Annotated in this window: 16 protein-coding genes; 15 read left to right on the top strand and 1 reads right to left on the bottom strand. The window is 36.0% G+C overall.

What is annotated here, in order from left to right:
• Positions 1-21: 21 nt before the first annotated feature.
• The 11 genes from KD050_RS02455 to KD050_RS02405 all read left to right on the top strand — a co-directional run bounded on the left by KD050_RS02455 (position 22) and on the right by KD050_RS02405 (position 9,211).
• Entirely contained in the window at positions 22-543 is a 522-nt protein-coding gene (locus KD050_RS02455; RefSeq protein ID WP_211894691.1) for a YqeG family HAD IIIA-type phosphatase, read from the top strand.
• A complete protein-coding gene (gene yqeH / locus KD050_RS02450; protein WP_211894690.1) occupies positions 540-1,643 on the top strand; it encodes a ribosome biogenesis GTPase YqeH in 1,104 nt (367 codons plus the stop codon). Before KD050_RS02455 ends, yqeH begins: the two co-directional genes overlap by 4 nt.
• An 11-nt stretch (positions 1,644-1,654) precedes the next feature.
• A complete protein-coding gene (gene aroE, locus KD050_RS02445; RefSeq protein WP_211894689.1) occupies positions 1,655-2,485 on the top strand; it encodes a shikimate dehydrogenase in 831 nt (276 codons plus the stop codon).
• Positions 2,472-2,777 (top strand): ribosome assembly RNA-binding protein YhbY, encoded by a 306-nt coding sequence (yhbY, locus tag KD050_RS02440; RefSeq protein WP_211894688.1) that lies wholly within the window; start codon positions 2,472-2,474, stop codon positions 2,775-2,777. The genes aroE and yhbY overlap by 14 nt, the downstream gene beginning before the upstream one ends.
• Entirely contained in the window at positions 2,774-3,346 is a 573-nt protein-coding gene (locus KD050_RS02435) for a nicotinate-nucleotide adenylyltransferase (RefSeq protein WP_211894687.1), read from the top strand. The genes yhbY and KD050_RS02435 overlap by 4 nt, the downstream gene beginning before the upstream one ends.
• Positions 3,336-3,911 carry a bis(5'-nucleosyl)-tetraphosphatase (symmetrical) YqeK gene (gene yqeK, locus KD050_RS02430; protein WP_211894686.1) on the top strand — a complete coding sequence of 192 codons (576 nt, stop codon included), beginning with the start codon at positions 3,336-3,338 and terminating at the stop codon, positions 3,909-3,911. Before KD050_RS02435 ends, yqeK begins: the two co-directional genes overlap by 11 nt.
• On the top strand, positions 3,908-4,261 hold the full coding sequence (rsfS, locus tag KD050_RS02425) for a ribosome silencing factor (RefSeq protein WP_211894685.1): 354 nt from the start codon (positions 3,908-3,910) through the stop codon (positions 4,259-4,261). Before yqeK ends, rsfS begins: the two co-directional genes overlap by 4 nt.
• Positions 4,261-4,995: a class I SAM-dependent DNA methyltransferase gene (locus tag KD050_RS02420; protein ID WP_211894684.1), complete on the top strand. Its 735-nt coding sequence runs from the start codon at positions 4,261-4,263 to the stop codon at positions 4,993-4,995. The genes rsfS and KD050_RS02420 overlap by 1 nt, the downstream gene beginning before the upstream one ends.
• Before the next feature lie 679 nt (positions 4,996-5,674).
• Entirely contained in the window at positions 5,675-6,295 is a 621-nt protein-coding gene (locus KD050_RS02415) for a helix-hairpin-helix domain-containing protein (protein ID WP_211894683.1), read from the top strand.
• Between the two features lie 70 nt (positions 6,296-6,365).
• Complete coding sequence (locus KD050_RS02410; RefSeq protein ID WP_211894682.1) at positions 6,366-6,947, top strand: ComE operon protein 2; 582 nt, start codon at positions 6,366-6,368, stop codon at positions 6,945-6,947.
• Positions 6,948-7,024: 77 nt separating this feature from the next.
• Positions 7,025-9,211 carry a DNA internalization-related competence protein ComEC/Rec2 gene (locus tag KD050_RS02405; RefSeq protein WP_370627217.1) on the top strand — a complete coding sequence of 729 codons (2,187 nt, stop codon included), beginning with the start codon at positions 7,025-7,027 and terminating at the stop codon, positions 9,209-9,211.
• Between the two features lie 414 nt (positions 9,212-9,625).
• On the opposite strand, the gene KD050_RS02400 is transcribed toward KD050_RS02405, so the two are convergent.
• Complete coding sequence (locus KD050_RS02400; protein ID WP_090563866.1) at positions 9,626-9,760, bottom strand: YqzM family protein; 135 nt, start codon at positions 9,758-9,760, stop codon at positions 9,626-9,628.
• A gap of 155 nt (positions 9,761-9,915) precedes the next feature.
• On the opposite strand from KD050_RS02400, the gene holA reads away from it, so the two are divergent.
• From holA to KD050_RS02380, 4 genes are all read left to right on the top strand, one after another.
• Positions 9,916-10,920, top strand: coding sequence for a DNA polymerase III subunit delta (holA, locus tag KD050_RS02395; RefSeq protein ID WP_211894681.1), 1,005 nt, complete (start codon positions 9,916-9,918; stop codon positions 10,918-10,920).
• A 293-nt stretch (positions 10,921-11,213) separates the two neighbouring features.
• Complete coding sequence (locus tag KD050_RS02390) at positions 11,214-11,402, top strand: DUF4269 domain-containing protein (protein WP_211896179.1); 189 nt, start codon at positions 11,214-11,216, stop codon at positions 11,400-11,402.
• Between the two features lie 352 nt (positions 11,403-11,754).
• The gene (locus KD050_RS02385) at positions 11,755-11,955 is read left to right on the top strand and encodes a hypothetical protein (RefSeq protein ID WP_211894680.1); all 201 of its coding nucleotides are present in this window, start codon (positions 11,755-11,757) and stop codon (positions 11,953-11,955) included.
• 265 nt (positions 11,956-12,220) lie between these two features.
• Positions 12,221-12,646, top strand: a complete 426-nt coding sequence (locus tag KD050_RS02380; RefSeq protein ID WP_211894679.1) for a hypothetical protein — start codon at positions 12,221-12,223, stop codon at positions 12,644-12,646.
• Positions 12,647-12,690: the final 44 nt, after the last annotated feature.

Raw genomic sequence — 12,690 nt, 5'->3', positions numbered from 1 at the left:
CTCGAATTGGAGTGTTCGTCTTTGTATTCATATTTTATACCTAGTGAATTTGTAAGAAGTGTCTTTCATATAACACCTGAAATGCTAAAAGATAAAGGGATAAAGGCCATTATTACAGATTTAGATAACACATTAGTTGAATGGGATCGACCAGATGCTACCCCTAAATTGATCGAGTGGTTTGCAAGTATTAAAGCTGCCGGGATTCAGGTAACAATTGTTTCAAACAATAAAGAGCTGCGAGTTAAATCCTTTGCAGATCCACTTGGAATTCCGTTCATATTTAAGGCTCGTAAGCCACTTGGAAAAGCATTTCTCCAAGCATTAAGTATTATGTCGGTGAAGCGAGAGGAAGTAGTAGTCATTGGTGACCAGTTATTAACCGATGTGTTTGGCGGGAACAGACAAAAACTTCATACGATTTTAGTCATTCCGGTTGCGAAATCAGATGGATTTGTGACCAAATTTAATCGTATGGTGGAACGAAGAATTTTTAGTTACTTGGACAAAAAAGGACAAGTTACATGGGAGGAAGAAGCGTGACAGAAGCACCAAAATGTATCGGTTGCGGTACAACAATTCAAACAGAAAAAGTAGGAGAGCCTGGTTATGCGCCAGTTTCCTCTTTAGAAAAAGAAGATATTATATGTCAGCGTTGTTTCCGATTGAAAAATTACAATGAATTACAACCAGTTTCATTGACAGATGATGATTTTCTTCGAATTTTAAACAGCTTAGGTACTCAAAAAGGATTGATCGTTAAAATAGTTGATATCTTTGATTTTAATGGTAGTTGGTTACCTGGTTTGCATCGTTTTGTAGGCAATAATCCTATTTTATTGATAGCAAATAAGGCTGATTTATTGCCGAAATCAGTGAAAAAAAATAAAGTCATCAATTGGATGAAACAGGAAGCTAAAAAACTAGGCTTGTCTCCAATAGACGTATTGTTTGTTAGTGCACATAAAGGTACAGGTATGCCAGAAGCAATGGAAGCAATCGAGCATTATCGAAAAGGCGAAAATGTTTATGTTGTTGGTTGTACGAATGTTGGTAAGTCAACTTTTATTAACCGTATTATTAAACAAGCAACTGGAGAAGATGCAATTATTACTACTTCACATTTCCCCGGAACTACATTAGATATGATTGAAATTCCATTAGATGACACTAAGTCATTATTTGATACACCTGGTATTATAAATCACCATCAAATGGCGCATTATTTAGATCCGTCGGAATTGAAATATATTACACCCAAAAAAGAAATTAAGCCGAAAGTATTTCAGCTAAATAGTGAACAAACATTATATTTAGGTGGCTTATCTCGTTTTGACTTTATCAAAGGTGACCGTGCAGCGTTTACCTGTCATATAGCAAATGATATTCCAATTCACCGCACAAAATTAGAGAATGCGGATAATTTATATAAAGAGCATAAAGGTAAATTATTATCTCCACCTAGTGAAGAGTTTGCTGATCTATTGCCTCCTTTAGTTCGTCATGAATTTAAGATCAAAGATGACAAAACAGATATTGTATTTTCTGGATTAGGGTGGATTACTGTACAACGTGGCGGAGTTATTGTAGCTGCGCATGCCCCTGCAGGTGTAGAAATATCTATTCGTCCATCGTTAATATAGGGGGTTTAGGTTTGAAAAAATGGTTTGCAGTTATAGGAAATCCGATATCTCATTCCTTATCACCTAATATGCATGATACATGGTTAAAACAGCTGAATATTGATGCAAGTTATATTCCTATACATGTAGAACAAGATCAATTAGAGCAAGCTGTGGAATCGTTAAAGCTTCTAGGATGCAGTGGCTGGAATGTGACTGTTCCTTTTAAAGAGGCGATTATTCCATTTCTTGATGATGTGGATGATTCTGCAAAAGGAATTGGAGCAGTAAATACAGTAGTGAGAACATTGGACAATAAGTATGTCGGGTATAATACCGATGGATTAGGTTTTATTGAATCCCTTGGCTACATTTTACCTGAGCATAACATATTGCTGATTGGAGCTGGAGGAGCTGCGCGCGGTATAGCTCATGCTTTTGAGCGTCTTGGTTTTACACAAATAACAATAGCGAATAGAACGTTAGAAAAGGCAATAGTATTAGTGGATGAACTACAGACAGGACAGGCATTGACTCTTGATGAAGCAGAAAATAATTTGAACAAGTTTGATATCATTATTCAAACGACACCACTCGGCATGAAAAGTAGCGAGGCATCGTTACCAATTCAGCTAAATCGATTAAAAGAGAATGCAATTGTTGCGGATATCGTATATAATCCTTTAGTTACCCCTTTTATAGAGGAAGCGAAGAAATACAATGTTCGAACAATTAATGGTCTAGGAATGCTTGTACATCAGGGAGCACTGGCCTTTTCATATTGGAATGGAGTAATACCCGATACAGATGGGATGATCCAACAATTGATAGAGCAAATAGGAGGAAATTATGTTAACAGGTAAACAAAAAAGATTTTTACGTAGTCAAGCACACAATCTATCTCCGATTTTTCAAGTCGGTAAAGGTGGAGTGAACGATGCGATGATTAAACAAATCGGAGAAGCACTTGAAGTTCGAGAATTGATCAAAATCAGTATTTTGCAAAACTGTGAAGACGATAAGCACGAAGTAGCAGAGGCGCTTGTAAAAGGAACAAAGTCAGAACTAGTACAACTGATTGGTTTAACAGTAGTACTGTACAAACCGTCAAAAAATAATAAACGAATCGAGCTTCCAAAAGCGAGTCGTGCATGAGAAAAAAAGTAGGGATTTTAGGTGGAACTTTTAACCCGCCGCATATTGGTCATTTGATAATTGCAAATGAAGTACTACACGCATTGAAATTAGATGAAGTGCGTTTAATGCCAAATGCTACCCCTCCTCATAAAGTGATTCAAAATAGTGTCACAGCTCAACAACGTCTGACTATGGTGGAATTGTCCATAAAAGAGATTCCCATGTTGGAAATAGAAACGATTGAAATCGATCAAGGTGGAACTTCTTACACTTTTGATACGATGGAGCTTCTTAGAAAACGTGAACCGCAAACTGATTTTTATTTTATTATCGGTGGAGATCAGGTGGAGGATTTACCTGAGTGGTATAGAATCGATGAACTTATACAAAATGTGCATTTAGTAGGAGTTCCAAGACCAAATAAATTACTCAAAACTGCATATCCTATAGTAACATTAGAGATACCTCAAATCGATTTATCTTCTACTATAATTCGAAATCGAATTGCAAATGGTGAAACTACACGATTTCTTATTAGTGATGCTGTTCGGGATTTTATCCGAAAGGAGAAGCTATATGAAACATGAACATTTGCTGGAGCAGATGAAAAGTCGAATGCCTGAAAAACGATTTATACATACAAAAGGTGTAGCTGAAACAGCTATACAATTGGCCAAAATGTATGGAGAAGATTTTGATAAAGCAGAGATTGCGGGAATTTTGCATGATAGTGTAAAGTATGCCGATAAAGAGTGGCTAAGATCCATAATTGTTTCAGAAAAAATGAATCCATTATTATTGGATTTTAATCATGAATTATGGCATGCTCCTGTTGGTAGTTATGTTGCAAGGACAGAGTTTCAAATTACAGATCAGGATATTTTGCGGGCAATCGAGTTTCATACAACGGGTCGAGCTGGTATGTCCAAATTAGAAAAAATAATTTATGTCTCAGATATGATAGAGCCTAGTCGGAAATTTTCAGGAGTCGATCTTTTACGCGAAAAAGCAAAGGTTGATTTAGAAGATGCAATGACCAATTGTATAAAGCATAGTATTTCATTTTTAATAGAAAAAAAACAACCGGTATTTCCGGACTCATTTCATTGTTACAATGATTTGATACAACAGAGAGGAACAGTGAAAGAATGACATCTTCAAATTCATTAGTAGAAATCGCCTATAAAGCAGCGGACGATAAAAGAGCAGAGGATATTGTAGTATTAAATATGCAAGGGGTTTCTTTACTTGCTGACTACTTTTTAATCTGCCATGCGAACTCGGATCGTCAGGTTCAAGCAATTGCAAAAGAACTAGAGGACCAAGCCTTTAAAGCAGGATTTAATGTAAAACGATTAGAAGGTTTTGATGAAGCAAGATGGATTTTAGTTGATATGGGTGACGTTGTAGCACATGTATTCCACAAGGATGAACGTGCTTATTATAATTTAGAGAGACTTTGGGGAGATGCACCAATGATTCAGGTTGGGCAAGATGCTTAATGTCTACGTATGAACAATTTGCTTATATTTATGATTCATTAATGTCCGACATTCCGTATAACAAATATGCGGAATGGATACAACAGAACGCGCCATTGACTACATCCAGAAAATTAGTTGATATTGGCTGTGGAACAGGGGTTCTTAGTATCCAATTTGCAAAAGCAGGATATGAGGTAATAGGTGTAGATTTATCGGATTCTATGCTTACTGTAGCTCAAAATCGAAGCTTTGAAAATGGAACGGATATCACTTTTATATGTCAATCAATGGCTGATCTTGAAGGTGTAGATGAAGTAGATGTAGCAGTTATTGCTATAGATTCTCTTAATTATCTAGAGACATTACAGGAAGTAGAACAGACATTTAAACGTTTGTTTGCAGCTTTAAATCCAAATGGACAATTGTTTTTTGATGTCCATTCTCTTTATAAAATGGATGAAATTTATCCAAATGGACCCTTTACGTATGAGGATGAGCAAGTTGCTTATCTTTGGCATACTGAGCCAGGGGAAGAAGAACATTCTATTTATCATGATATTACTTTTTTTGTTCGAGATGAATCCGGTTATTATGAACGATTTGAAGAATCCCACTATCAACGTACGTATTCGGTGGAAACATTCAAAAATCTTCTAGAAAAAGTAGGATTCCATTCCGTGAAAGTCCGTGATGATATTTTTGGAAAGCCTACAGATGAAGTGGATAGATGGTTTATCCATGCTGTAAAATAAGAAAAAAGAGCCGTTGATTAGGCTCTTTTTTTATTCGAAATATAATAAGTGACTACTCATCTCTCTCCCGAGGTGGCGCTCTTAGCCATTGTTCAAGATTAAGAAAGTATATAAAAATATCCCGTGAATACTGGGTTCTTGATAATTAACAAATAATAATTCCACTATGATTTTGGCTTCAGGCGGACGCTTTCCGCGGGCTTGGCTTCAGCCTCCTCGTTCGCTGCGCTCCTGCGGGGTCTTCAGCTCAAGCTAATCCCGCTGGAGTCGCCGCCTTCCGCTACAATCAATATAATGTGTAGTACTCAATTATAAGATTTAGCATAGCCTATCGCTTAGATGATAATAGTAGTCAAAGTTAATATTGTGATAAAATCGTCTATTAAATTCGGAAATCATATAGTAAAACTGTCCAAAACCCTCCGGAAACGATAGAAACAGGTTTTGAGACCTTAAAGGACCGGGCTTCTATTCGGCTTGTTTCTGCGTCGCTGCTCTAGCTTCGAAACATAGTGCGTTGAAACGGAAATTAGCAGTCGATTATTAATGGACAACTAGATTACCAGCTCGATATCTATTTATCTTTATTATTTTATTACTTTTAAATTATCTCTTTTCAACTTGAGGTAAATTTAGTATAGTCTTCTTAACTCCATATAATTACCTCTTATGAAAGAGGTTGATAAATCTGATCCAACTGTTTATCCAGAAATATAAGAAAAAGCTATTACTCCCAGTAGTAGTAATAGGAATAATACTGTTTATCAGTATTCAATCCTTTTTAAAATCGGCAACCCCCAAAGCCGATTCCATTCAAACTATCCCATTAAAAAATTTTACAGAAGAAGAAACAATTGAATATGTAGAGGACCCTGTTGTATTCGTAGAAGTAAAAGGTGCTGTTACGAAGCCTGGAGTCTATGAACTTTCCGAAGGAGATCGTGTGTTAAATGCGATTGAAATGGCTGGAGGTTATTTGGTGTCTAGTAACTCTAAACACATTAATCATGCAGAGCGTGTGAAAGATGAAATGGTTATTTATGTTCCAGAAGAAGGCGAAGAAGAAGAGGAAGAAACGACGTTATCCATTAGTAGTTCACAATCATCGTTAGTAAATATAAACAATGCAGACGCCACAGTTTTGTCTACTCTACCGGGTATTGGAGCAGCTAAAGCAGAGGCAATTATCGCTCATCGCGAGCAGGTCGGTGCCTTCAAAGATAACCAGGATTTGATGAAAGTGACGGGTATCGGACAAAAAACGTATGAGAAACTGGAACCATTAATAACAGTTAAATAACAAATGGATTATTGAAGTTTCTTGCATAAACTACTACACTTAAAGAAATGTTTATTTTGGGGGTAGTTATATGGAGAGAATAACTTGGGATCAATTTTTCTTGGCTCAGAGCCATTTACTTGCACTAAGAAGCACATGTACACGTCTAGCAGTAGGTGCAACGATTGTTCGTGATCGCCGAATAATGGCTGGAGGATATAATGGATCTATTTCAGGTGGCGACCACTGTATTGATCATGGATGTTATGTCGTAGACAATCATTGTGTGAGAACGATACACGCAGAGATGAATGCTCTTTTACAATGTGCAAAATACGGGATTACAGTGAGTGGTGCTGACTTGTATGTAACTCATTTTCCATGTCTTCCTTGCACCAAGTCAATCATTCAATCTGGGATCAGTCGTCTCTACTATGCCCAAGACTACAAAAACAACTCTTATGCCATTGAATTGTTAAATAAGGCTGGAGTCGAAGTTATTCATGTGCCTTTCGATGAAAGAAAGATAGATTTCCTTAGTGATGAAAAAGTTGCTCTGTACGCAGAACTGATTTCAAAGCTAAGAGAAAAAGGAGCAAGTAGTGAAGAACTGGAACCGTATGAAATGAAGGTGGCAGAACTATTTGGATTAACAACTTCCATGGAAATTTAATATATATCGCAATAACGGCGATAGTAGGTGTAATAGCTGCTTACGAATCTACCCTTATCCTTTTCTTCCTGTTTGCTATTCTGTCTCTGCTGTTATATAAACAGTTTCCGATATTATTTATAGCCTTTACTTTAAGCATAGGAATTGGAAGCTTTTTTTATACGGAGCACAGGATACCTGTTCCTCCATTAGAGAAAAGTGTCACTCAAATTACTTGGACCGACACTTATCGCATCAATGGTAGTACTTTACGGGGGTTTGCTATATCGGAGAACAAGGATAAGTGGTACGTTCAATTAAAGCTGGAAAGTGAGCAGCACAAGGAAGTATTCACAGAACATTCGATTGCAGGATTGACTATGAATATTCTCTCGGAAGAAACCTCTAATAGACCAAAGGCACATATGTATGCATTTGATATGGATAATTATTTAAAAAGCAATGGCTCTGTCGGACAACTTCAGATTACTCAGTATGAGCTCATTGGAAAGAATACAGATTTTATAACCTTTATGGCAGGTCAGCGTTTTAAGATGAAGCAGCATATAGAGAGGCACTTTCCATTATCTCTCCAAGCAGAGGCAGAAGCCCTTTTAATAGGGAGTAGGGAGCAAATGCCCACCGATATGCAAAATGCCTATCAGACACTCGGTATAACGCATTTATTTGCTATTTCAGGTCTTCATGTAGCGCTAATCGTTTGGTTAATCTATGAAATGATGATTCGTATAGGTGTAAGGAGAGAAACCGCTAACTGGTTGCTAATAATCGCGCTACCTTTTTATGCTTTGCTTGCTGGAGGTGCACCTTCTGTATGGAGATCCGTTTCAGTAACTGAGATTGTATTAATCTCGATGCTTTTTCAAAGGAAAATAGCAATAGAAGACGCTTTTTCACTAGGTATTATCGGTTTTGTCTTTTTAACACCTTGGATTATATTTCAAATTGGTTTTCAACTCTCCTATTTAGCCGCATTTTCACTTATTTATTCCTCGATTTTATTGATATCAAGTCATTCCTATTTATTACAATCATTTATTATAACTGCTGTTTGTCAACTCATCGTATATCCTATTCTTCTCTATCATTTTTATGAAATTTCTATTTCTTCTTTTCTCGCGAATTTAGTATTTGTCCCATTATTTTCGTTTCTTATTTTACCCCTAAATCTTTTGTTGCTGCTGCTAACATTTATATTACCGTTTTTCTCTGAAATTCTATTTCTTGTGTATGAACCTGTTCGAGGGCTACTGGATCTTCTCATTTTAAAGTTAGGTACATTACCGTATCAGATGTGGAATCCGATGAGGCCCGCCGGTGGGGTGGTACTACTTGCATACTTTAGTGTAGTTCTGTTGCTTGTTTCATTTGAAAGAAAAAAGAACCTATTTTTAGGCACTCTCTTTTTTTTAGTTGTTGTAGTAATCATTCAGATTGGACCTTATATGGATCCCTCTACCAGAATTTCTTTTGTAAATGTTGGACAGGGTGATTGTATACTTATTGAAATGCCTTACCGAGAACAAGTGATTATGATTGATACTGGTGGCATACTTAGGTTTGATCAAGAAATTTGGAAGCAAACAAGTGAGCCTTATGAAATCGGCAGGCAGGTTGTTTTACCTTTGTTAAAAGGAAAAGGTATCAACACAATCGATACACTAATTATTACGCATGCAGATGCTGATCATATGGAAGGTGCAGAAGAGGTACTAAGAGGAGTAAAGGTAAAGGAAATTCATATTACTCCTGGATCTGCGGAGAAAGAAGTAATGGATGATTTATGGGGAGAAATAGAGAAACGGCGAATTCCAATCTATGAAAAGAAAGCCGGGGATATAATCTTATCGGATTATTTTCAATTCCAATACTTATATCCATTGGATGAAACATATGGAGGGAATAATGATTCACTTGTACTTTCCATGAGAAATATTAACTTTCATGGATTATTCTTAGGAGACTTAGAGGAACAGGGTGAATTAGATTTAGTGAAGCATTATACACAAGCACTAAAACAAATTGACGTATTGAAAGTAGGTCATCATGGCAGTAAAACCTCTAGCAATGAACAGTTTTTGACGTTGGTTCAGCCTAGTGTTGCTATTATTCAAGCTGGATTTGAGAATCGGTATGGTCATCCTCATCCAGAAGTGGTCGAACGGTTAGAAGAATTGAGTATTCCGTATTTACAGACCGGGACGGACGGCACTATTGAAGTTGAAATTAATAAAAGTGGGGAAATGTTTGTTACAACTCCATAAGTTGAAGCGCAAGGCGGCGACTCCAGTGGGAATAGCAAATGTTTTCTGCACCAAAAGCGTCCGCTTGTTTCTGCATAGCTACGCTAGCTTCGAAACATGAAAGTGCGTTGGAGCGAAAATCAATTTTGTTCGGATTTTACTACTTATTACTTCATTATGAAATTGATTCATTTAAACGAAAAAAGGGTTTTACCTCCACGAGGCAAAACCCTTTTAATTTTCAATCAGTATGATTGAAGAATATCTCACTAATTGAAGTTTTATTTTATCCCGCTTTAACGGGCAGTATGACTTCCACTTCACGGATTAGCTGAAGCACAATGTAGAAGTGGGAAATAACTGCCCGTAAAAGCCCGAATGGTTTAACTAACAATCAGTGTGGAATAATAAAACCCCACTGATTGAAGTTTCACTTTATCGAGCTACGAACTCAATAACGGTTGCAATGACAAACATTATTGCAAAAAAACCAAAGGAGACTACAAAACCTACACCAGAGTCGATCGCGTCGTTACGTTTCGACTGGACATTTTGTTCAAATTCATTCATTGTTACCCCTCCTATTTCCACCTTATTATAAAGGATTGCCTATGAAAAATCTATAAACAAACTTTTCTTTTTCTAGTAAGGCATATAATGTCACAATTTATTCACGTATTTACGATATAATGAAATTTAACTATACATAGCAGGGAGCACTTAACATGATTTCAGAAAAGTGGATGCAAATATCTAATAACAACATTTCTTCTGTGTATTTATTATACGGTATAGAGGCGTATTTTATCGAAGAAACATTAAAAAGAATTAAAAGGCAGTTAAGTGATCAAGGGGAATTAGAAGTTATTACCTTTGATATGGAGGAAAGTAAAGTAGATGAGGTAATGTATGAGGCAGACACTATACCTTTTTTTTCCGATAAAAAACTGGTGATAGCTAAAAATGCTTTCTTTCTAAAGGCAACAGAAAAAGGTAAAGAAAAAATAACTCATGATACGGTTAGTCTAGAAGAGTGGCTGAAGTCCCCTTCACCATCAGCGATAACCATTTTTATAGCGCCATATGAGAAACTTGATGAACGCAAGAAAATTACGAAGGCTATGAAACAGACAGCTAATGTAATTGAGTCAGCTAGTTTACAGGTCCATGATTTAAAAGGGTGGATTTTACAAGAGCTTTCAACACATGGGAAAACGATGTCTGATGAGTCTATTGATTGCCTGATAGAACTTGGTGGAACTGATCTTGTACATCTGCAGACAGAGTTAACAAAAATAGCAACTTTTGTTGGAGAAGAGCCAGAGATTGATATAGAAACTATAAAGAAATTACTTGTCCGGACATTAGAGCAAGATGTTTTTACATTAGGAAATGCATATCTTTCAGGGAATAAAAGTGTAGCAATTGAAATTTATCATGATTTATTAAAACAAAAAGAAGATCCTTTAAAGCTAAATGCATTAATAGCAACGCAAGTTAGATTAATGGTCCAAGTCAGCCATTTAAAGAAAAAAGGCTACCACGCACAGCAAATTGCTAATCAGCTGAAAGTACATCCATATCGAGTAAAGTTATTAATAGATCACCCAATGCTTCACAATGAACAAAAACTATTGCAAACACTGAATGACCTAGCGACAGTAGATTTACAATTAAAAACACTCAACATTAACCGTGATCGAATTTTAGAAATGTTTTTACTTAAATAAGAGAACTTTACCGGAAAAGGTTAATCATTGAATCAATTTTATAAAAGTATATTATATATTGAAATACGAACAATGTTATCACCGCTTCAGAGGGGCGTTTTCCGCTCAGCACGGCTGCAATCTCCTCAGGTCAACAGAATAGTGGTCATGAGGGCGTTGCCACACTTAGTGGCGAACTTTATCTTTGTTACTGGGAAACGTTTTTGCGAGGATTACAGCTCGTGCTTTCCACGCCTGGAGTCCACCATGCACTTCAACCACTTCAGAAAGACAGAAGAAGTTTTGAAGGGGATATGATCATTTTTGGTTGGTTCGAATTTGAATTATTCGCTCAATCCCATCCCGTAAAAGAACAGTATGCTTATCTGCATATGGTAATTGAAAATTCTCTATTAGAGCAGTTTCCCTACATAAGGGCTGAACAGTTAAAAAAGAAGGGTTTAAAACAGAGCCTGCTTTTTGGGAGAGGGAGACCCATATGATGGTCTTTTATACTACGGTAGTCGTATAGGGATGTTTTAACTTTCTTATTTAACTAACGGATGTTTTTTTCATTAGTTAAAAATGTAACTTATAAGTATAAAAGTTAAGGGGAAAACATTTGCGATATAACTTAGTATTGTATACTTCAATTTGTTTGATGCAAGTAATAATTTTGACTAATATAACTCTTTTTGATGGACAACTTAATGGAATTACAATATGGCTATGTACAGCCATTTTTATTTTTTCTTCCACAGTATTTGGCTTAAGTAGAAAAAATAAAAATTCCTGATCAACCAAATTAAATTAGTGGAAGTAGCCATGTAGTAGTTATACAAGGAGAATCAGACTATGAAAATTAATACATATTTTATTCAATTAGCCATTACGATAATCGTTATATTTGGAGGGGCTTTTACCTTTCGTTACTTAAGAACAGGTGAACTTTTATTAGACCAAATGGTAGGAGCTTCGATGGGTATTGTACTTCTTATTGCAACTTTGATTTGGAGAAATATATTTGTTAAGCGCATGGCTGCAATAGTGAAATAAAAAGCTGATAATCTAATCTATAGTTGAGTTCGAACGAATTAAAATTAAATTAAAAAAGAAACCATTTTGAACAAAGTCTTTTATAAAAAATGGTTTCTTTTTTGTCCCCAAATATGAGTTTGTTTTGAACATACTTTTTTTAAAAAAAGTTACACGAGATTGACCTGATATTCTAAAAGTTAGTAGAAAAAAGAACAAATTTTGAAACTTTTTGAATATTCTAACGTAATAATATTACATTTATTTTACGTTTAGGAGGGATATTATGAACATCGTATTTATGGTGATTTTTACAGGTATAGCTATAACAGTTTTATTTAAAGCAGCCCATCTATTATATTTATTATTCAAATTGGGTTTCAGCTTCGAAGTAATCAAATTCCTAGTCGTCCTTGGGGTCATGACTACCTTTTCAACGTTCATATTAGTTGGTACAGATTTTAGTACGGCAGGTTTCATCATATTTTCACTTATAGGCGGTGCTATGTTACCTTCTTTATCCGACATGACAAAGATGAAGCCGAAATCTCACTACGGTAAAAAGAAGCCTGTAAGTGTATCTGAAAGCAACTACGCATGGAGCTACTATGGTGGTGGAAATGGGGATTGTGGAAACGTAGGTTTTAGTAATGGTAGCGCTAGTTTTAATAGTGATAGCGGTGGTGATTGTGGTGGTGGCGGCGGTGACTAACTTCACAATAACAGAAATAAATTTTATTAAATCTTATTAATCTG

It is taken from the genome of Psychrobacillus sp. INOP01 (genome assembly GCF_018140925.1).
Lineage (GTDB): Bacteria > Bacillota > Bacilli > Bacillales_A > Planococcaceae > Psychrobacillus.
This window is presented reverse-complemented; position numbering and strand designations above follow the sequence as displayed.

What these genes read in the sequence shown, in the direction of transcription:
- KD050_RS02400 (WP_090563866.1), bottom strand. Translation starts at nt 9,760, where the DNA reads ATGAATGAATTTGAACAAAATGTCCAGTCGAAACGTAACGACGCGATC.
- yhbY (WP_211894688.1), top strand. Translation starts at nt 2,472, where the DNA reads ATGTTAACAGGTAAACAAAAAAGATTTTTACGTAGTCAAGCACACAAT.
- KD050_RS02390 (WP_211896179.1), top strand. Translation starts at nt 11,214, where the DNA reads ATGATCATTTTTGGTTGGTTCGAATTTGAATTATTCGCTCAATCCCAT.
- rsfS (WP_211894685.1), top strand. Translation starts at nt 3,908, where the DNA reads ATGACATCTTCAAATTCATTAGTAGAAATCGCCTATAAAGCAGCGGAC.
- holA (WP_211894681.1), top strand. Translation starts at nt 9,916, where the DNA reads ATGATTTCAGAAAAGTGGATGCAAATATCTAATAACAACATTTCTTCT.
- KD050_RS02435 (WP_211894687.1), top strand. Translation starts at nt 2,774, where the DNA reads ATGAGAAAAAAAGTAGGGATTTTAGGTGGAACTTTTAACCCGCCGCAT.
- KD050_RS02420 (WP_211894684.1), top strand. Translation starts at nt 4,261, where the DNA reads ATGTCTACGTATGAACAATTTGCTTATATTTATGATTCATTAATGTCC.
- KD050_RS02385 (WP_211894680.1), top strand. Translation starts at nt 11,755, where the DNA reads ATGAAAATTAATACATATTTTATTCAATTAGCCATTACGATAATCGTT.
- KD050_RS02410 (WP_211894682.1), top strand. Translation starts at nt 6,366, where the DNA reads ATGGAGAGAATAACTTGGGATCAATTTTTCTTGGCTCAGAGCCATTTA.
- KD050_RS02380 (WP_211894679.1), top strand. Translation starts at nt 12,221, where the DNA reads ATGAACATCGTATTTATGGTGATTTTTACAGGTATAGCTATAACAGTT.
- yqeK (WP_211894686.1), top strand. Translation starts at nt 3,336, where the DNA reads ATGAAACATGAACATTTGCTGGAGCAGATGAAAAGTCGAATGCCTGAA.